We start from the raw sequence: 16,850 nt of genomic DNA on the forward strand, positions 1-16,850 counted from the left end.
CGCGCCGCAGGGTGCGCCCTCCCTTTTTGAGAATGACGCGCGAGTAGAGATGACCACCGCAACCGCTCAGACCATGCCGGCCGATTGGCGCGATTTCTTCGCGCTGACGAAGCCACGCGTGATGAGCCTGGTGATCTTCACCGGACTGTGCGGATTGCTGGCCGCGCCGGGCCATATCAATCCGGTCATCGGTTTTACCGCGATCCTGTGCATCGCGCTGGGGGCGGGCGGCGCCGCCGCGCTCAACCAATGGTGGGAAGCCGATCTCGACGCTGGGATGAAGCGCACAGCGGCCCGTCCGCTGCCTGCCGGTCGTCTCAACCGCACCGACGCACGCGATTTCGGGATTGCTCTGTCCGCAGCCTCGGTCGGTGTGATGGGCGTTGCAGTCAACTGGCTTGCGGCGATCATTCTTGCGGTGTCGATCGTCTATTACGCGGTGATCTATACGATCTGGCTGAAGCCGCGTACGCCGCAGAACATCGTCATCGGCGGCGGGGCGGGGGCCTTCCCGCCGATGATCGGCTGGGTTGCCGTGACCGGCGACATCACGCTGATGCCGGTGCTGCTGTTTGCGATCATCTTTATGTGGACGCCGCCGCACTTCTGGGCGCTCGCTTTGTTCGTGCAGTCTGATTACGCCAAGGTGGGCATTCCGATGATGCCGGTGGTCGCAGGCGAGAAGTCGACCCGGCGGCAGATACTGGCCTATTCGGTCCTGCTTATGCCGGTTGCAACCGCGCCCTGGCTCATCGGCGGAACCGGTGCGATCTACGGGATCGCTGCACTTGCCCTGTCACTGGCGTTCCTTGCGCTTTCGCTGCCCGTGGCCTTTCGCACAGCAGGCGAGGGCGATAGGATGCGCCCTGAAAAGCGGTTGTTCGCTTTTAGCATAGTTTACCTGTTTGCGCTTTTCGCCGCGTTGGTCGTTGACCGGGTTGCCGCCGCGCAAGGATGGATGTGATGACGCCAGAGGAAGAAGCCGAATATCGCAAGCGGCAGAAGAGCCGGAATATCGTGCTAGGTCTGGTGCTGATGTTCTTCGTCGTGTTGTTCTATGCCATCACGATCGTGCGGATGACGGATTGATCAAATGAGTGCTGCCACGATCGACAGCAGGAATACGCGGGTTGCCATCCTCGCATTCATGGGTGCGCTGGCAATGCTTGGTCTCGGCTTTGCAGCGGTACCGCTCTACAACCTGTTTTGCAGCGTGACCGGATTTGGCGGAACGACGCAGCGTGCAAGTGAGAGCGATGCAGAGATCGCCGCGCGGATCGCCAGAAGCGTTGGCGGAAAGACAATCTCGATCCGTTTCGATGCGTCGACCGCGCGGGATATGCCCTGGACATTCCGGCCCGACCAGTCGACCGACACGGTGGAGATCGGAATTCGCGACATGGCGACCTTCACCGCGCGCAACAATGCGGATGTACCGATTACCGGCACCGCCACCTTCAATGTCGAGCCGGAACAGGCCGGAATCTATTTCAACAAGATCCAGTGCTTCTGCTTCACCGAGCAGACGCTCCAGCCGGGGCAGGAAGTGCACATGCCCGTGCTCTACTATGTCGATCCGGCGGCGCTCGATGATCCGAATATGAAGGGTGTCGAACAGATCACCCTGAGTTACACTTTCCACCGGGCGATTGAGCCTTCAACCAAGTAAGCCTACCAAGCCCCTAGACCCGCGCCGTTTGGGTGATTAAGGGCTTGCGCATCAGTTCACGGGAATCATTTCATGGCCGGTAACGTCAATCACGATTATCACATTCTTGAACCCGATATCTGGCCGCTTATCGGCGCGGCATCGGGCCTGACCTTCACCAGCGGAATGGTATTGTTCATGCACGAGATGGCCAATTGGCATATCGTGCTGGGGCTGGGGATTGCCGGCCTGATCGCTACCTTCTTCAGCTGGTTTGGCAATGTCGTGAAGGAAGCCCAGCGCGGCGACCACACGCCGGTCGTGCAGCTGCACCTGCGCTATGGCATGATCCTGTTCATCGCTTCGGAGGTCATGTTCTTCGTCGGTTGGTTCTGGGCCTGGTTCGACTTCTCGTTGTTCCCCAGCACATTGAGCGAAGCGGTTGGCGGGCAGTTCCCGCCCAAGGCGATCGAAGCGGTCATGGATCCCTTCGCCCTGCCGCTGCTCAACACGCTGATCCTGCTGTGTTCGGGCACTACCGTGACCTGGGCGCACCACTCGCTGATCCACGGCGATCGCGACGGTCTCAAGAAGGGCCTCTGGCTTACGGTTATCCTGGGTGTGTTGTTCACCAGCATCCAGGCCTATGAGTACATGCACGCGCCCTTTGGCTTCGGTGGCAACACCTATGGCTCGGGCTTCTACATGGCGACCGGCTTCCACGGCTTCCACGTTCTGGTCGGTACGATCTTCCTGATTGTCTGTCTCGTACGCGCTTACAAGGGCCACTTCACGCCGCGCCAGCACTTCGGTTTCGAAGCCGCTGCATGGTACTGGCACTTCGTTGACGTGGTGTGGCTGTTCCTGTTCGTCGTCGTTTATATCTGGGGCGGTTGGGGCGCACCGGTTCACGGATGACCGCGAACTGGCAGCTCGCGCAGATCAATGTCGCCCGCCTGCAATATGCAGAGGGGGATGAGCGGGTTGCCGAGTTCTTCGACAATCTCGACCGGATCAATGCGCTGGCCGAGGCGTCTGACGGCTTTATCTGGCGATTGAAGGAAGAAGGGGGCGGCAATGCCACCGGCATTGCTGCCACGCCCGATCCACGGATGATCGTGAACATGTCGGTCTGGCGCGATGCCGATGCGCTGTTCGCATTCACCTATCGCTCTGCCCATACGCCAGTGATGGCCAAGCGCCGCGAATGGTTCGAGCGACCGGACGGGGCCTATCAGGCCTTGTGGTGGATTGAAGCGGGGCGGCATCCAACGGTGGAGGAAGGCCTGTCCAAACTCTGGCTGATCGACCGGTTCGGTCCTTCGCCGCAGGCCTTTGGCTTTAAATCGAGATTTCCCGCTCCGGACCATGCCGGGCCGCCTGTCGATCACAAACCGGACCCGTGGTGTGTCGGACACGCATAAGCCAGAGCTCGCAAGAGCAGCCATATTCGGACTCTGCCCCGATTGCGGCAGCCGCACGCTGTTTTCGGGCTGGGTGAAGTTCGCTGACCGGTGCCGCGTGTGCGGGCTCGACATTTCGCGCTTCAATGTCGGAGACGGGCCGGCTGCTTTCCTGACGCTGATTATCGGTGCGCTGGTGATCGGGCTGGCGATCTGGCTCGACGTTGCGGTGCGGCCGCCATTCTGGGTTCATGCACTGATCTGGATACCGTTCACGGTAGTGGCGGTGATCTGGGGCCTGCGCGTGTCCAAGGCCGCGTTATTGGTGGCGGAGCATCGCAACAAGGCGAAAGAGGCCGGGAGCAAGGAGCTTTGATCCGGCGCCTGCCGATAATCCCGACAATCTTCGTGCTTGCGGCAGTAGCGACTATGGTCGCGCTTGGAATCTGGCAGCTTGGCCGCAAGGATGAGAAGGAAGCGCTGATCGCACGTTATGAGGCGGCGCTTTCAAATTCCTCAGAGTTCGATTGGCCGCACGATCCCGGTGATGTGGAACAGGTGTTGTTCCGCCGCAGCCGGATCGATTGCCAACGCGTGCTTTCAATCGATGCCAGAGCTGGGACCAGTGCCAGCGGTGACAAGGGCTGGGCGCATCATGCGAGCTGCAGCCCTCCCGGAAGCGACGCGGCGGTGGACGTTGCGATCGGTTGGTCACGCAGCCCTCAGTCGCCTACTTGGGAAGGCGGCAGGGTTGAAGGAATCGTCGCGCCCGGCCCGCGTTTGATTGCCAGCGCTCCGCAAGCCGGGCTTGAGCCACTGGCGCAGCCCGATCCGCGCGATCTGCCCAACAATCATCTTGCTTATGCCGGGCAGTGGTTCTTCTTCGCATTGACCGCATTGGTCATTTACGGGCTGGCACTGCGCAAAAGGTTCAAAGGCGAGGATTGAACGCCCGCAAGTTAGCCTTGCTTGCTCTCTGCGCGCAGCGCGTCTAACCGCGCGCATGATGGAATACGTCTCGACCAGGGGAAGCGCGTCGGCGCTCGATTTCGAAGGGGTCACGCTGGCAGGGCTCGCCAGCGATGGCGGACTGTATCTGCCGAACGAATGGCCGCGCTTCAGCGAAGCAGAGATCGCCGCCATGGCGGGCCTGCCCTATGCCGAGCTGGCTGCGAAGGTGATGGCTCCTTTCGTCGGGGACAGCCTGACGCAAGACGAGCTGCTGGATCTTTGCCGGCAAGCCTATGGCCGGTTCGCGCATGATGCTGTGACTCCGCTGGTCCAGCTTGATGAGCGGCAATGGTTGCTCGAGCTGTTCCATGGCCCCACGCTGGCGTTCAAGGATGTCGCGCTGCAATTGCTCGGCCTGCTGTTCGAGACGTTCCTGTCGCGCCGCAAGAGCAACCTCACCATCGTTGGCGCGACCAGCGGCGATACGGGCTCTGCCGCGATCGATGCAGTGGCAGGGCGCGAAGGCGTCGACATCTTCATGCTCCACCCCAGCGGGCGGGTCAGCGATGTTCAGCGCCGCCAGATGACCACGGTTCGCGCCCCCAATGTCCATAATATCGCGATCACCGGCAGCTTCGACGATGCGCAGGCAATGGTGAAGCGCATGTTCGCTGATGAGAGCATGACGAGCCGTTTCAACATCGGTGCTGTCAACTCGATCAATTGGGCGCGCCTGATGGCGCAGGTGGTCTATTATTTCGCTTCCGCGGTCCAGCTAGGTGCGCCGCACCGGCAAGTGGCCTTCAGCGTGCCGACGGGCAATTTCGGCGATGTTTTCGCAGGTTATGTCGCGCACAAGATGGGGCTGCCGATTGCAAAACTGGTAGTCGCCACCAATGTGAACGACATTCTCCACCGTGCGCTTAGCCAGGGCGACTATTCTGCCGGCGAAGTTACACCAACCGCCGCGCCTTCGATGGACATCCAGGTCAGCTCCAACTTCGAGCGCCTGCTGTTCGATTGCGGTGGGCGCGACGGCAAGGCACTGGCGGAACAGATGCGCGGCTTCGAAGCAAGCAAGGCCATGCGCCTCACCAATGCGCAGCGCGAAGGCGCATCGCAGCTATTCACCAGCGCGCGTGCGGACCAGAACGAAATGGCGCAAGCCTTGCGCTGGGCATTCGATCACGCCGGGCAAGTGATCGACCCGCATACGGCGATCGGGCTGCATGCCGCATTGGAAGCCGACGTCGATCCGTCGATCCCGATGGTCACGCTGGCGACGGCGCATCCGGCAAAATTCAGCGATGCGGTCGAGCGTGCGATCGGTATGCGACCATCGCTTCCCTCGAGGATTGGCGATCTCTTCGCGCGCGAGGAGGCTCTGGTCGAGCTCCCGGGCGAGTATGAGGCAGTGCGCGACTTCGTTTCCGAACGCGCTACGCCAGCAGCCTGATCGATGGCCGAGCTTGTCACCGATCCCGTCCTGATGGTGGGTGAGGGCTGGGACGGCTATCGCCTTATCGACAGCGGGCATGGGCGCAAGCTGGAGAGCTTTGGCCCCTATAGCTTCATTCGGCCCGAGCCGCAGGCAATGTGGACGCCGCGCCTCGACAGCTGGGACGCGCAGGGCGAGTTCATTCCGGGATCGGACGAAGATGGCGGTGGACGCTGGGATCTTTCCCGCGATGTGCCGCAAGATGGTTGGGGTCTGTCTTGGCGGGAAGCGCGTTTCACTGCCCAGCCAACGCCCTTTCGCCATCTTCAGTTCTTTCCCGACATGGCACCGGTGTGGGACTGGATGGGCGAGCAACTCGCAGGTCAGGACAGCGCGGAAACGCTCAATTTGTTCGGCTATACCGGTGTCGGTTCGCTGGCGCTGAGCCGATATGGTCAGGTGACCCATGTTGATGCCTCGAAGAAGTCGGTGGCGCAGGCGCGTGAAAACGCGGCGCTTTCCGGCTTGGAGGAACGCCCGATCCGCTGGCTGGTCGACGACGCGGCGAAGTTCACAGCGCGCGAAGTGCGGCGTGGGCGGCGCTATGACGGGATCATCCTTGATCCGCCCAAGTTTGGACGCGGGCCCAAGAACGAAACCTGGCGGTTGGAAGAAGGGCTCCCGGCCTTGCTTTCCGATAGCCGCAAATTGCTCGATGCCGATAGCCGTTTTCTGTTCCTGACAGTCTATGCCGTACGCATGAGCAGCCTGGCGCTTGCGGGTCTGGTGGACGAGCTGTTCCGCGATATGCCCGGCACAGTCGAACATGGCGATCTGGCAGTGCGCGAGACGGGTGAAGGGGGAAGACTGCTCCCGACCGCAATTTTCGCTCGCTGGAGCAATTCACAGTAAAGCAGATGGCAATGAGTGATTCGCTGATCCTGGAAGTCGCCGATTTCGAGCACGACGTTCTGACCGGAATCTATTCGGAAGAGACCGGCAAGCCGCAACCCCTGCGCTTCACCATTCAGGCGCGCCTGAGCGTGGCCGACCATTACGATCCCGATACGCCGCTCGATGCCAGCAAGAACTACATGGACCTCAAGTTCGCCGCGAGCGAGGCTTTCCCTCCGGGCGTCCACTTCAAGCTTATCGAAGCGGTGGCGGACCATGTCTGCGACACGCTGTTCGTTCAGGACAAGCGGGTTGAAGCGGTGACGGTCAAGATCGTGAAGCTGGCAATTGCCGAAGCGAATGAGAAGATCGGTATCACGCTGCACCGCGAGCGGCGTTAAGCGGGATGCAGGCCGTCCTGACGATAGATCGACTTCCTGGCGCTCCAATTGAAGCGGCGGCGCAGTTCCATCGCGAGTACCTGCAGCAGGCAGAGCATCTCCTGGCGGGCGAAGTGGATGCTCTCGCAATCGTCTTGCCCTCTGCGCCCACCGATCATGACGATTGGCGCCGCACGCTTGCGCGCGACCTCGCTCGGGCAAGCAAGCCGAAACGCGTTAATGTGGTCGGAGCTGCAAGCGACGACGCGCGCGACGCGTTGCTATCCTATTTGGGGGATGCGCCCGGCGTCACGGGGCAGTATTGTCCGTCGCATGAGTAGGATTCGCGATGTCCTGACGCCTGAAGGCAGTTCCAGGCCGCTGGTCGATACATTCCAGCGTCGAGTCAGCTACTTGCGTCTTTCGGTGACCGATCGGTGCGACTTGCGCTGTTCCTATTGCATGCCGGAGCGGATGCAGTTCCTGCCGCGCAAGGAAGTGCTGAGCCTGGAAGAGCTCTACAAGCTGTCGCTCGGCTTCATCGCTCGCGGCGTGACCAAGATCCGCGTGACGGGCGGCGAGCCTTTGGTGCGGCGCGATATTATCGAGCTGTTCCAGGCGCTTGGCCGCAAGCTGGGCGAAAAGGGGCATGGGGGGCTGGAAGAGCTTACGCTCACGACTAATGGCACGCAGCTTCCCAGCCACGCCGAGGCGCTGGCTCAAGCAGGGGTGCGCCGGGTAAATGTTTCGCTCGATACGCTGGACCCCGCGCGTTTTGCCGAGCTTTCGCGGCGCGACGCCTTGCCGCAGGTGTTGGAAGGGATCGCGGCAGCCAGCGCAGCCGGGCTGAAGGTCAAGATCAACGCGGTGGCGCTCAAAGGGATCAATGAGGACGAGATCCCGGACCTGATCGCATGGGCGCATGGTCAGGGGCACGACATCACGTTGATCGAAGTCATGCCACTGGGCGATGTCGAAGAGGACAGGGTGGACCACTATCTGCCGCTGTCTCAGGTGCGCGAGATTCTCGAACGGCGCTGGACGCTGACGCCAAGTGCGGAAACGACCGGCGGGCCGGCGCGCTATGATCGAATCGAGGAAACCGGCGGACTGTTGGGGATGATTACCCCGCTGACGAACAATTTCTGCTCCGGCTGCAACCGCCTCAGGGTGACAGCGACCGGGCAGCTCTATCCCTGCCTTGGCGGCGGCGAGCGGGTGGATTTGCGCGCGGCGCTGCGTTCCGACAATCCGGAAGCGAATCTGCAGCAGACATTGAACGAAGCTATGACGATCAAGCCCGAACGGCACCATTTCGATATCTCGCAACGTGGAGCGGCGCCTGCCCAGCCACGGCACATGTCAGTAACGGGAGGCTGAATTGGCCGGTAGCAAGGGTGTAACCATCGTCTTTCTGGGGCCGCTTCGCGATCTGGCTGGTGAGGACGCGCGCGAGGCAACTGCACCGCTCGACTGGGAGGGCCTGCTCGATGCGGTCGGACCGCAGGTCGCCGAACAGCTTCGGGAAAAGCGCGTCAATGTCGCCTGTTCGGGCAAAGTGCTGGCGGACAAGACCGATCTGCTGGCGCAGGACGGCGACGAAATTGCCCTGCTGCCGCCCGTCAGCGGCGGGTGAGCGCGATGCGCGATATTCGCCTGCTGGACACGCCGTTCAATCCCGGTGCGCTGATAGGACCTTTCACCAATGCCAATCCCGGGCTTGGCGGGGTGTGTACTTTCGTCGGCGAAGTACGCAGCGATACCGGCGTGGAGGCGCTTGAGCTATCGCACTACGAACCGTTGACGCTGCCAGGTATGCACGAGCTGGCGGATCGCGCTTTTGCCCGATTTGATCTGATGGGCCTACTGATGGTGCACCGGGTCGGCCTGATGAGGCCGGGCGAACCGATCGTCTGCGTTTCCGCCGCTGCCAGGCATCGCCGCGGCGCCATCGATGCGGTCGATTACTGCATGGACTATCTCAAGAGCGCATCCTGGTTCTGGAAGCGTGAGAAGCGCGCGGATGGTTGGCACTGGATCGAACCGCGCGCCGAAGACTACTCCGACCGGGACAGGTGGGAATAGTCGAACGAATGGGCTGCCTAGTCCTCGTCCTTACCGGACAGAGCCAGCAAATACCCATGATCGAGAAATTCGATGCCACGCTTGCCGATTCGGCGGATCGCACCGGCATCTTCGAGCTCACCCAGTTTGCGGCTTACAGTTTCGATGGTCAGGCCGAGCATATTGGCCATCTCGCCCCGGGTGAGCGGCAGTTCGAACTCTTTTGCAGGATGGCACGGCGAATCGCTCGCAGCTTGCGCGAAATCGCATAGCAGCGCGGCCAGGCGCGATTCGGCGCTACCGTGGGCGGTCAGTTCCAGCAGGCTGCGCGTGGCGTGCAAATCTTCCTGAGAGCGGCGCAGAAGGGCGCGAGCAAGTGCCGGATATTCCTCGATCGCCCGCTGCATGTCCTTCTGTGCAAAGACGCAAAGCTGGCTGTTGGTGAGCGCCACCACGTCATGATGCGCGAAGGGTACGAACATCTCGCCGATGAAACCGGAGGGATGGACCAGAGCCAGAATCTGTTCGTTGCCATCGCGGTCGGTCGCCGTGATCTTGAGAGCGCCGGTTACCAGCGTCGCGCAAGCTGCATCGTCATCACCCGCAGCAAACAGCATCTCCCCGCGCCTGAGGGTGCGTGTGCGGCCCACCGAAGCGAGAGCATCGCGTTCCTCATCGTTCAGCACCGAACAGGCGGCGCTGTCGCGAACGGGGCAAGATACGCAGGTAAGATTCATCCAGTTACCATTACTGTACCAATAAGGCCCAAAGGCGGGCGAGAGTATCGTCTTCTTGGCCTATCAAGGCCTGCACTTCATTGCGCGCAGAATCGATTCTGTCACGCTCCATGAAGCTCAGTGTAGCGTCAGTATAGAGCAAATCGAGGTCACCAAGGGCAAGGGTCGCATTGCTGCGCTGCGATTCGAGATCTGCCAGCGCGACTTGCGCCGATGCCCATGAATTGTCGCTCACCGCCTGGCCGGCAGCACTATTCACGGCTCGTTCCGCGCCCGAAACTGCCTCCAGGAATCCGTCATGTGCGGAATGGGCCTGGCCGACCAGTGACTGGACACGGGAAAGCGTTTCTTCTCCCGCTGGTGCGGGCACAGGAACCTGGTTCTCCCCTTCGGCGACTGCAAAGCTCCCCTGGACACGTTCGGCATCCCTGATCGCAAGCGAAGGGTAGTGCGATCCACTGGATGCACATCCCGACACGCTGGCAGCGGCCACAAGGGCTATTGCAATAGATCTGGTGGCTTGCAATCTCATCACTTGCCCCATAGCACGGCTCTTGCTGCACGCTAGTGTGTGCAAAGCCAAAAAGCCGCGATCCGGCGTTGACTTGCTCCCGCCTTTCCCCTAACGGCACCCATCTTTCCGGCGCCGCCAATTGGCGGGGCGTCGGGCGCGCCTCCCTCGTGTTGAAGGGGGCACAGCTTTAGATTGAGAGTATAACCACCATGTTCGCAGTAGTGCGCACGGGCGGCAAGCAATACCGGGTTGCCGCCGGAGACAAGATCGCAGTCGAGAAGCTCGCCGGAGAAGCCGGCGACACCGTGACGCTGGGCGACGTCCTGCTCGCCGGTGAAGGCGACAAGCTGGCCGATGCCGGCAAGGTCACCGTTTCGGCGGAGATCATCGCTCAGGCAAAGAGCGAGAAGGTCGTCGTTTTCAAGAAGCGTCGCCGTCACAACTATCGCCGCAAGGCCGGTCACCGCCAGCAGATGACGCTGCTGCGCATTACCGGCGTGGGCGAAGGCGCGAAGAAGGCTGCGCCGAAGAAGGAGGCTGCTCCCAAGAAGGAAGAGGCTCCCAAGGCTGAAGCCAAGACGGCGGCACCGAAGAAGGAAGCCGCGAAGAAGGCTCCCGCCAAGAAGGCAGCCGCTCCTGCGAAGGAAGCTGCAGCCAAGAAAGCTCCGGCGAAGAAGGCTCCTGCCAAGAAGGCAGCGGCCAAGAAAACCGACGCCAAGAAGTAAGGATTACGGACGATGGCACATAAGAAAGCAGGCGGTTCATCGCGTAACGGTCGCGACTCAGCCGGCCGTCGCCTCGGTGTGAAGAAGTTCGGCAGCCAGGGTGTGGTCGCCGGCAACATCATCGTGCGTCAACGCGGCACCAAGTTCTACCCGGGCAGCAATGTCGGCATGGGCAAGGACCACACGCTCTTCGCGCTCGAAGACGGCGTGGTGCGATTCCACAAGGGCAAGCTCGGCCGCAAGTACGTGTCGGTAGACATGCTTGCGGAAGCAGCCGAATAACGGGCGATCCGTGAAAGGGATCGTCCACCAGGACGGTCCCAGCCGGTCAAACCGGCAGACGTAGAGGGAGATGGGGCCTTTCCTGGTAAGCCAGGGGGCCCGTCTCCCTCTTGTCGTTTCTCCCTCACAGCCTGGCGAAAATCCCTTTCGCCGCAATGCAACTGTCACGCATCATCCCTATCTGGGCGCTGCGGGGCGATGAGGAGAGAAGTGATGTTCCATCGCAGCGAAAGACTGCTCTTGAGGCCACCCTGGCCTGAGGATTGGAAACCGGTGCTGGGCGGCATCGCCGATGAAGGTGTCGTGCGAAATCTGGCCCGGGCGCCTTGGCCCTACAACCCTGAAGATGCGCGTGAATTCGTGCAGCAACCGGTCGATGTCATGTTCCCGCGTTTCCTCATCACGCGCGCGGACAATGCCATGCTGGTGGGCTGTGTCGGGATCCATCCCAATGGAAACGAAGTCGAGCTGGGCTATTGGATTGCGCGACCGCAATGGGGCAAGGGATACGCAACCGAAGCTGCCAGAGCTGTGCTTGAGGTGGCTCACATGCTGGGGCACAGGCGGATCGTCGCCGGACATTTCCTCGACAATCCGGCCTCGGGACGGGTCTTGACCAAACTCGGTTTCGAGCCGACCGGCAAGGTCGTTCGGAGGTATAGCTGCGGGCGCGGCGAAGATGCCCTGGCGACCGAATACGAGCTCGACCTGCAGGAACAAATGCCCAGCCTCATGCAAGCGGCCTGAGAGCGGTTCGATCCTTCCCGAACGAAGAAGAGCCCCGCTGCCATTGCGGCAACGGGGCTCCAGGGAGGTTCGGGTAACTGTTATTCCGCAGGCATCAGCGCATCGGTGAATTCACCTTCATAGCGTTTGATGAGCGCGCGATCGTCATGATCCCACGGATGGAAGCCGGGCTTGAAAAATGCGAGCCAGGCCGGGAAAATGTGGCGGATCACGCCGGGGCTGACTGTCAGATATTTGAACAGGCCCCACCTTGCCTTCCAGCCGGTGATCCCGTCCTGAGCGAGCAGGTTGATCGAATCTTCCCAGCGATTCTTGAAGAAGTTTTTGGTCACAACCAGCATCATCAGGCTGCGGACTTTCCAGCGGCGCCAGTTGGACCAGTCGCGCGTCGCGTGGTTCCACACGTCGAAGGCCACGCCCTTGTGCTCGACTTCCTCGATCGAATGCCAGCGCCACATGTCGCGCACTTCCGGGTCGGCATTCTCAAAATGCTGCGGATTGGCGAGGAACTCATGCGCCATCATGGCGGTGTAGTGTTCCAGCGCCATGGTAGCGGCGAGGTTGAGGATGACGGGGCGGTCCTTCGTCAGGGCCAGCATCTCCTCCACTCGCTTGTCGATCGCCTTGATGTCATAGCCGTAATTCTCGGCCAGCTTGTTGAAGGCAATATGTTCGCGCGTGTGGTTGATTTCCTGCTTCACGAAGGCGCGAATCTCGGCCTCCAGCTTGGGCGAAGCGCCTTCACGGTGCGCCTTCACGGCTTCGATGAAGAAGGCTTCCCCGCGCGGGAAGGTGGCCGAAAGCGAATTGTGCCAGGCGGTACCGAAGGGCTCGCCCGCCCACCATCGGCGCGGGGTTGTTTCGCGATTGAAGCGCTCATCGCGAACCGTGATTTCCAGGTCGGGAGGGGTAGGGCCGGTCCGGTGCATTGTTTCAAGATCGATTTTGGCAGGCGCGTTCAAGCGACAAACTCCGCAAAGGGCTACTTACACCATTGTCAATAGTTCTTACTTACAATGATGTCAATAAGAATTGTGCAGTTGCACAATGTGAACCCCGAGAACATCCGGCTTCGAATGATCTGCAATGCTACTCTACATCCGAGAATGAACAGAACGCTTCGCGCGGTTTGCCCGGCTCCATTCCAGTGGTCGCCATGCTCAATGCCAATTGTTGCGGTACAGCGGTATTCCAGCGCTCCCAATGCGGGCGGTCAGTGCCGATCTCCGTCTTGCCGTTGGGATCCCCTGTGATCGCAAACGCTGCCCAGTAATCCTGCATATGCGCTCCGCTTCCGATTTCGCGGCGCTGGAAGACATCGCTCAACTCCAGGGCATGGGCGGTCAACCCGCCATCCGGGCCAATATCGTATTCGTAGCGCCAAATTGGCCAGCCATTCTTTGCGAGCACATCGGCCAGTTCGTCGGTTGCGCAATGGAAGAGCTGATCGCTTCCCAGCCTCAGGCCCAGATTTCCCCGGCGCGGGTCGGCCTGCTCACTGCGATAGGCGGCCAGCGCTTCCGCCCCATTCTCACCGAAATAGATTTCGGAATAAGCGGCGATTCCCGCTTCGTCGGTAGGCCCAAACTCTGCCTTGTTGGTTCCGAGAATAACCGGGATGGGCGGATGCTCCAGAATCAACTCATCTGGCGAGGATGGAACGATCTTTCCGTCAATCGTCAGGCGCGTCCAGTTCAGATTGCCCCATACCGGATCGATCGCTTGCGTCTGCAACGTCATGATCGCGAGCGGCGAAATGCGCCGCAACTCTTCTGCGGTCTTAGCCTGGGCCAATTCCCCGAACGTGGTCCCGATCTTCTCCGCATCAGCGAGGCTGCGATAGCCATGGACGTCGCGAGCGATAATGCTGAAATTGCCGCTCTGCATCATCGCCTTGTGGAACAGGCCACGAGCATCGGGAGCGGCGAGCAGTACCGAGACGTTTAATGCCCCGGCACTCTCTCCGAAAATCGTGATATTGTCCGGATCTCCGCCGAAGTCCGCAATATTCGCCTTCACCCAATTGAGCGCGGCGATCAAATCCATGATCGCGTAATTACCGCTATGGCCGCCCTGTTCGGCCGATAGTGCCGGGTGACTCAGAAAGCCCAAAGCGCCCAGCCGGTATTGCACATCGACCCCGACAACACCCTGCTGCGGAAAGGAAGAATCCTTCATGATGTCGGCGGATCCGGCAACCTCGGCCCCACCGTGAATGAACACCATAACCGGGGCCTTTCCATCCATCGCAGGCGTGTGGATGTCCAGGGTCAGGCAATCCTCGCTGGCGCGCAACCATGCACCATGGTTCCAGCCTTCGTCATTCTGCATGCAGGCGGGGGCATTGTGAGTGCCGTCACGCACGCCCTTCCATGAAACGACCGATTGCGGCGGCTTCCAGCGCAGATCCCCGACTGGCGGAGCCGCATAGGGCACGCCAAGGAATACGGTTGTTCCGTCAATTTGCTTGCCCGAAATTGTCCCGCCTGGCACTTCGGCTGTCAAACCGCTTGATGGAACAGCGGGAGAGCAGCTTGCCAGCAGCATCGGCATCATGGCCATTGGAAGCGTGAGAGGGAGGCGCATTGGCCAGAGCTTAACGCGCAGTCCTTTCAGTGCAAGTTCAGGGCGTGGAAACTACAGTCGCGCTGTAGCTTCCTCGCAAGGAGCCGCGATTACTGGAAAAGCAGGCCCGGACGTCATCGACCAAGCGCTCGCGATCACTCCGCCGGCATCACCGCATCGGAATAGGGGCTGTCGAGTTTCCGGATCAGCGCTCGGTCGTCATGCTTCCAGGGATGGAATCCCGGCATCAGGATCGTGGCCCATTGGGTGAACATCCGCCGCATCATGCCCGGTTTCCACCACAGGAATGCGTAGAGTTTCCACTTCGCCCTGCGGCGGCTGTAACCGTCCTGTTCGAGCAGGCCGATCGCGTCGCGGATGCGGTTGCCGAAATATTTGCGCGTAATCAGCGCGGCGATCAGCGCGCGCGTCTTGTAGCGTTTCCACGCGCTCCAATCGCGAGTCACATGCAACCACACATCAAACACCAGACCCTTGTGCTCGATCTCTTCGGTGGCGTGCCAGCGCCAGATATCGGCTGCGACAGGGTCTGCCCCATCCAGATAGCGTGGATCGGTCAGTAATTGACGACTGATGATCGCGGCGAAGTGCTCCAGCGCGATGGAAATTGCCAGATTGAACTCTTTCGGGCGCCCTTCCGTCAGCGCCAGCATCACCTTGATGCCCTGGTCGATGCTCTCGACGTTGTAGCCGTGATCGGCAACCAGCCGATTGAACGCGACATGTTCGCGTGTGTGGTTGATTTCCTGGTTGATGAAAGCCTTGATCTCGCCCGAAAGCTGCGGCGGCAGGCCTTCGCGGAATTCGCGCAAGGTATCGATGAAGAAGGCTTCGCCGCGCGGCAGGCTGGCTGAAACCGAGTTATACCACGCAGTCGCGACCGGATCATTCGAATGCCACCAGCGCGGGACCAGCGCATTGCGGTCAAACCGCCGGTCGCGCACGATCAGCGCATGTTCCTCCGGAGTGGCACTGCCACGCGCGATGATGCCTGCGGCATCGCCCTTGTCGAGCGCTTCTGGGCGCTCTAGGTCACTGTCTGTCTGCCCCGTCACGGGTTAGGATTTTATTAGGCATAAGAATCAATGGCAAGTCGCAAGCGGTTAACACCCGAAGAATCACGTAGTTCCGCCCTTGAGGCAGCCCGGAACCTGTTGATAGAAACAGGGCCGCAATCGGTCACATTGAAGGCGGTAGCGGGCCGGATCGGGCGGACGCATGCGAATCTGCTGCACCATTTCGGGTCTGCTGCAGGGCTGCAGAAGGAATTGGCGCGCCACATTACCGAAACGGTCTGTGAAACGATCAGGCAAGCGGTCGAAGCCAGCCGGGCAGGGCTCGGTTCTCCGCGCGAAGTGGTCGACCTCGCCTTCGACGCGTTCGATAAGGAGGGTGCAGGTGCGCTTGCAAGCTGGATGATACTGACCGGCAATGAAGACGCGCTGGCACCGATCGTCGAGACGATTCACCATCTGGTGGACGATATCGCCCCCGAAGAGGCGGCCTCGCACGGCAAGGTCATGCGCGTGCATGAAGAAACGCTGGCGCTGGTGCTAATGGCAATGGGCGATGCGCTGATCGGTTCTGCCCTGGCGCGCTCGCTGGGGTTGCCCGCGACCGCGGCCCGCGATCATGCGCAGCGGATGCTGGAAAGCTCGATCGAACTGGTCAATCGGCCTCAGATCGATCAGCCGCAGTAAGCGCTTCGCGCATCCATTCGGGTGACGTTGCAGGGTCGATATCCTCGACGCGCAGGTGATCGACCGCCAGCCCGAAATCCTCATGGGCGGCCTTGCGGCGCTTGTCGTCCGAACGATCAAGCGGCACGACAACCAGGCGGCGGTTGATCTTTTGCCGCCAGTTCATCCGCGCGGTGTTTTCCTGTCCGATATAGCAGCCTTTTCCGAAGCTTACGCCGTTGAGTTCGGCGGCGTTGGTTTCAAGCCACAGGATATCGCCAAGCTCGTCCCGGCCTTCGGGCACGCCGAGCGAAAGGCGGTGTTTGCACCAGGCATGATCGGCTGAACGGTCTTCGTTGGTTGCCGGTGCCAGCCAGCGCTCTCCCAATGCGCTGAGGCGCGGATCGCGCGCGCCGCCGTCGCCCATGTGGCCTGCCCAATGGACTGCCAGCGAATCGTCCCGCGCAATCGCGATCTTCCGGCGCAGGCGATAGAGCGAGAGGCGCTTGACCAGATCGTCAGCCAGCGCGGCCTCGCAATCGACCAGCATCTCGCCATTACCCGCGGGCCAGACGATGAAGTCGAACAGAGTCTTGCCTTGCGGTGTGAGCAGCGCGGCATAGACGGGCAGCGTGCCTGCCACATCGTTGGTTACGAGACCCTGGAGAAAGCCTGTCACGTCCTCATCCTCGCTTTCCGGCGAGAGGCGGACAATCGTGCGGGCGAAAAGGCGTGTTGCGGTCATGGGTGCAAGGTGGCGTCTGAGGACGGCTGGTCAAGCCTCAAACCGCTGCTCTGGTGA

The 16,850-nt window shown here is 61.0% G+C and carries 24 protein-coding genes; 18 read left to right on the top strand and 6 right to left on the bottom strand.

The features are described from left to right. The first annotated feature begins 49 nt into the window (after positions 1-49). The 14 genes from ACQY6C_RS05275 (at position 50) to ACQY6C_RS05340 (ending at position 8,799) form a co-directional block, all read left to right on the top strand. On the top strand, positions 50-964 hold the full coding sequence (locus tag ACQY6C_RS05275) for a heme o synthase (RefSeq protein ID WP_427965765.1): 915 nt from the start codon (positions 50-52) through the stop codon (positions 962-964). Then, complete coding sequence (locus ACQY6C_RS05280; RefSeq protein ID WP_427965767.1) at positions 964-1,089, top strand: hypothetical protein; 126 nt, start codon at positions 964-966, stop codon at positions 1,087-1,089. Before ACQY6C_RS05275 ends, ACQY6C_RS05280 begins: the two co-directional genes overlap by 1 nt. A 4-nt stretch (positions 1,090-1,093) precedes the next feature. After that, positions 1,094-1,669 (top strand): cytochrome c oxidase assembly protein, encoded by a 576-nt coding sequence (locus ACQY6C_RS05285; RefSeq protein WP_427965770.1) that lies wholly within the window; start codon positions 1,094-1,096, stop codon positions 1,667-1,669. A gap of 72 nt (positions 1,670-1,741) precedes the next feature. Continuing rightward, positions 1,742-2,566 (top strand): cytochrome c oxidase subunit 3, encoded by an 825-nt coding sequence (locus ACQY6C_RS05290; RefSeq protein WP_427965771.1) that lies wholly within the window; start codon positions 1,742-1,744, stop codon positions 2,564-2,566. Then, a complete protein-coding gene (locus ACQY6C_RS05295; protein ID WP_427965773.1) occupies positions 2,563-3,072 on the top strand; it encodes a DUF3291 domain-containing protein in 510 nt (169 codons plus the stop codon). The genes ACQY6C_RS05290 and ACQY6C_RS05295 overlap by 4 nt, the downstream gene beginning before the upstream one ends. Next, on the top strand, positions 3,056-3,427 hold the full coding sequence (locus tag ACQY6C_RS05300; RefSeq protein WP_427965775.1) for a DUF983 domain-containing protein: 372 nt from the start codon (positions 3,056-3,058) through the stop codon (positions 3,425-3,427). The genes ACQY6C_RS05295 and ACQY6C_RS05300 overlap by 17 nt, the downstream gene beginning before the upstream one ends. Continuing rightward, complete coding sequence (locus tag ACQY6C_RS05305) at positions 3,427-3,999, top strand: SURF1 family cytochrome oxidase biogenesis protein (protein ID WP_427965928.1); 573 nt, start codon at positions 3,427-3,429, stop codon at positions 3,997-3,999. Before ACQY6C_RS05300 ends, ACQY6C_RS05305 begins: the two co-directional genes overlap by 1 nt. Positions 4,000-4,057: 58 nt before the next feature. Further along, positions 4,058-5,458 (top strand): threonine synthase, encoded by a 1,401-nt coding sequence (gene thrC / locus ACQY6C_RS05310; RefSeq protein ID WP_427965930.1) that lies wholly within the window; start codon positions 4,058-4,060, stop codon positions 5,456-5,458. A 3-nt stretch (positions 5,459-5,461) separates the two neighbouring features. Further along, positions 5,462-6,352, top strand: coding sequence for a class I SAM-dependent methyltransferase (locus ACQY6C_RS05315; RefSeq protein ID WP_427965776.1), 891 nt, complete (start codon positions 5,462-5,464; stop codon positions 6,350-6,352). A gap of 11 nt (positions 6,353-6,363) precedes the next feature. After that, complete coding sequence (locus ACQY6C_RS05320) at positions 6,364-6,735, top strand: dihydroneopterin aldolase (RefSeq protein ID WP_427965778.1); 372 nt, start codon at positions 6,364-6,366, stop codon at positions 6,733-6,735. 5 nt (positions 6,736-6,740) lie between these two features. Beyond that, positions 6,741-7,055, top strand: coding sequence for a Rossmann fold domain-containing protein (locus tag ACQY6C_RS05325; protein WP_427965780.1), 315 nt, complete (start codon positions 6,741-6,743; stop codon positions 7,053-7,055). After that, positions 7,048-8,094 (top strand): GTP 3',8-cyclase MoaA, encoded by a 1,047-nt coding sequence (gene moaA, locus ACQY6C_RS05330; protein WP_427965782.1) that lies wholly within the window; start codon positions 7,048-7,050, stop codon positions 8,092-8,094. The genes ACQY6C_RS05325 and moaA overlap by 8 nt, the downstream gene beginning before the upstream one ends. A 1-nt stretch (position 8,095) precedes the next feature. Continuing rightward, complete coding sequence (locus tag ACQY6C_RS05335) at positions 8,096-8,350, top strand: MoaD/ThiS family protein (protein WP_427965784.1); 255 nt, start codon at positions 8,096-8,098, stop codon at positions 8,348-8,350. Between the two features lie 5 nt (positions 8,351-8,355). Next, on the top strand, positions 8,356-8,799 hold the full coding sequence (locus ACQY6C_RS05340) for a molybdenum cofactor biosynthesis protein MoaE (RefSeq protein WP_427965785.1): 444 nt from the start codon (positions 8,356-8,358) through the stop codon (positions 8,797-8,799). Between the two features lie 17 nt (positions 8,800-8,816). On the opposite strand, the gene ACQY6C_RS05345 is transcribed toward ACQY6C_RS05340, so the two are convergent. Together ACQY6C_RS05345 and ACQY6C_RS05350 are read right to left on the bottom strand one after the other, a co-directional pair. Next, positions 8,817-9,515, bottom strand: coding sequence for a Crp/Fnr family transcriptional regulator (locus tag ACQY6C_RS05345; protein ID WP_427965787.1), 699 nt, complete (start codon positions 9,513-9,515; stop codon positions 8,817-8,819). A 10-nt stretch (positions 9,516-9,525) separates the two neighbouring features. Further along, positions 9,526-10,008: a hypothetical protein gene (locus ACQY6C_RS05350; protein ID WP_427965790.1), complete on the bottom strand. Its 483-nt coding sequence runs from the start codon at positions 10,006-10,008 to the stop codon at positions 9,526-9,528. A 230-nt stretch (positions 10,009-10,238) separates the two neighbouring features. On the opposite strand from ACQY6C_RS05350, the gene rplU reads away from it, so the two are divergent. From rplU to ACQY6C_RS05365, 3 genes are all read left to right on the top strand, one after another. Next, entirely contained in the window at positions 10,239-10,754 is a 516-nt protein-coding gene (gene rplU / locus ACQY6C_RS05355) for a 50S ribosomal protein L21 (RefSeq protein WP_427965792.1), read from the top strand. A gap of 12 nt (positions 10,755-10,766) precedes the next feature. Beyond that, positions 10,767-11,036 carry a 50S ribosomal protein L27 gene (rpmA, locus tag ACQY6C_RS05360; RefSeq protein WP_128892221.1) on the top strand — a complete coding sequence of 90 codons (270 nt, stop codon included), beginning with the start codon at positions 10,767-10,769 and terminating at the stop codon, positions 11,034-11,036. A gap of 213 nt (positions 11,037-11,249) precedes the next feature. Further along, positions 11,250-11,783: a GNAT family N-acetyltransferase gene (locus ACQY6C_RS05365; protein WP_427965794.1), complete on the top strand. Its 534-nt coding sequence runs from the start codon at positions 11,250-11,252 to the stop codon at positions 11,781-11,783. 80 nt (positions 11,784-11,863) lie between these two features. Here ACQY6C_RS05365 and ACQY6C_RS05370 read toward each other — a convergent pair whose 3' ends face one another. The 3 genes from ACQY6C_RS05370 to ACQY6C_RS05380 all read right to left on the bottom strand — a co-directional run bounded on the left by ACQY6C_RS05370 (position 11,864) and on the right by ACQY6C_RS05380 (position 15,424). Next, positions 11,864-12,712, bottom strand: a complete 849-nt coding sequence (locus ACQY6C_RS05370) for a metal-dependent hydrolase (RefSeq protein WP_427965933.1) — start codon at positions 12,710-12,712, stop codon at positions 11,864-11,866. A gap of 160 nt (positions 12,713-12,872) precedes the next feature. Further along, a complete protein-coding gene (locus ACQY6C_RS05375) occupies positions 12,873-14,369 on the bottom strand; it encodes a carboxylesterase/lipase family protein (protein ID WP_427965796.1) in 1,497 nt (498 codons plus the stop codon). A 134-nt stretch (positions 14,370-14,503) separates the two neighbouring features. After that, a complete protein-coding gene (locus ACQY6C_RS05380; protein ID WP_427965798.1) occupies positions 14,504-15,424 on the bottom strand; it encodes a metal-dependent hydrolase in 921 nt (306 codons plus the stop codon). Between the two features lie 30 nt (positions 15,425-15,454). On the opposite strand from ACQY6C_RS05380, the gene ACQY6C_RS05385 reads away from it, so the two are divergent. Further along, positions 15,455-16,069, top strand: a complete 615-nt coding sequence (locus ACQY6C_RS05385) for a TetR/AcrR family transcriptional regulator (protein ID WP_427965800.1) — start codon at positions 15,455-15,457, stop codon at positions 16,067-16,069. Here ACQY6C_RS05385 and ACQY6C_RS05390 read toward each other — a convergent pair. Beyond that, positions 16,038-16,793: a YgfZ/GcvT domain-containing protein gene (locus ACQY6C_RS05390; RefSeq protein WP_427965802.1), complete on the bottom strand. Its 756-nt coding sequence runs from the start codon at positions 16,791-16,793 to the stop codon at positions 16,038-16,040. The two genes, ACQY6C_RS05385 and ACQY6C_RS05390, sit on opposite strands and share 32 nt — an antisense overlap. Positions 16,794-16,850 lie beyond the last annotated feature (57 nt).

Origin of the sequence: Altererythrobacter sp., from assembly GCF_050299635.1 — a bacterium.
GTDB lineage: Bacteria > Pseudomonadota > Alphaproteobacteria > Sphingomonadales > Sphingomonadaceae > Erythrobacter.

Excerpts from the sequence above, each read along its gene's own strand:
- ACQY6C_RS05280 (WP_427965767.1), top strand. The coding sequence starts at position 964 with ATGACGCCAGAGGAAGAAGCCGAATATCGCAAGCGGCAGAAGAGCCGG.
- ACQY6C_RS05320 (WP_427965778.1), top strand. The coding sequence starts at position 6,364 with ATGAGTGATTCGCTGATCCTGGAAGTCGCCGATTTCGAGCACGACGTT.
- ACQY6C_RS05385 (WP_427965800.1), top strand. The coding sequence starts at position 15,455 with ATGGCAAGTCGCAAGCGGTTAACACCCGAAGAATCACGTAGTTCCGCC.
- ACQY6C_RS05370 (WP_427965933.1), bottom strand. The coding sequence starts at position 12,712 with ATGCACCGGACCGGCCCTACCCCTCCCGACCTGGAAATCACGGTTCGC.
- ACQY6C_RS05275 (WP_427965765.1), top strand. The coding sequence starts at position 50 with ATGACCACCGCAACCGCTCAGACCATGCCGGCCGATTGGCGCGATTTC.
- ACQY6C_RS05390 (WP_427965802.1), bottom strand. The coding sequence starts at position 16,793 with ATGACCGCAACACGCCTTTTCGCCCGCACGATTGTCCGCCTCTCGCCG.
- ACQY6C_RS05325 (WP_427965780.1), top strand. The coding sequence starts at position 6,741 with ATGCAGGCCGTCCTGACGATAGATCGACTTCCTGGCGCTCCAATTGAA.
- moaA (WP_427965782.1), top strand. The coding sequence starts at position 7,048 with ATGAGTAGGATTCGCGATGTCCTGACGCCTGAAGGCAGTTCCAGGCCG.
- rplU (WP_427965792.1), top strand. The coding sequence starts at position 10,239 with ATGTTCGCAGTAGTGCGCACGGGCGGCAAGCAATACCGGGTTGCCGCC.
- ACQY6C_RS05315 (WP_427965776.1), top strand. The coding sequence starts at position 5,462 with ATGGCCGAGCTTGTCACCGATCCCGTCCTGATGGTGGGTGAGGGCTGG.
- ACQY6C_RS05340 (WP_427965785.1), top strand. The coding sequence starts at position 8,356 with ATGCGCGATATTCGCCTGCTGGACACGCCGTTCAATCCCGGTGCGCTG.
- ACQY6C_RS05365 (WP_427965794.1), top strand. The coding sequence starts at position 11,250 with ATGTTCCATCGCAGCGAAAGACTGCTCTTGAGGCCACCCTGGCCTGAG.
- ACQY6C_RS05345 (WP_427965787.1), bottom strand. The coding sequence starts at position 9,515 with ATGAATCTTACCTGCGTATCTTGCCCCGTTCGCGACAGCGCCGCCTGT.
- ACQY6C_RS05295 (WP_427965773.1), top strand. The coding sequence starts at position 2,563 with ATGACCGCGAACTGGCAGCTCGCGCAGATCAATGTCGCCCGCCTGCAA.
- ACQY6C_RS05285 (WP_427965770.1), top strand. The coding sequence starts at position 1,094 with ATGAGTGCTGCCACGATCGACAGCAGGAATACGCGGGTTGCCATCCTC.
- ACQY6C_RS05375 (WP_427965796.1), bottom strand. The coding sequence starts at position 14,369 with ATGCGCCTCCCTCTCACGCTTCCAATGGCCATGATGCCGATGCTGCTG.
- thrC (WP_427965930.1), top strand. The coding sequence starts at position 4,058 with ATGGAATACGTCTCGACCAGGGGAAGCGCGTCGGCGCTCGATTTCGAA.
- ACQY6C_RS05290 (WP_427965771.1), top strand. The coding sequence starts at position 1,742 with ATGGCCGGTAACGTCAATCACGATTATCACATTCTTGAACCCGATATC.
- rpmA (WP_128892221.1), top strand. The coding sequence starts at position 10,767 with ATGGCACATAAGAAAGCAGGCGGTTCATCGCGTAACGGTCGCGACTCA.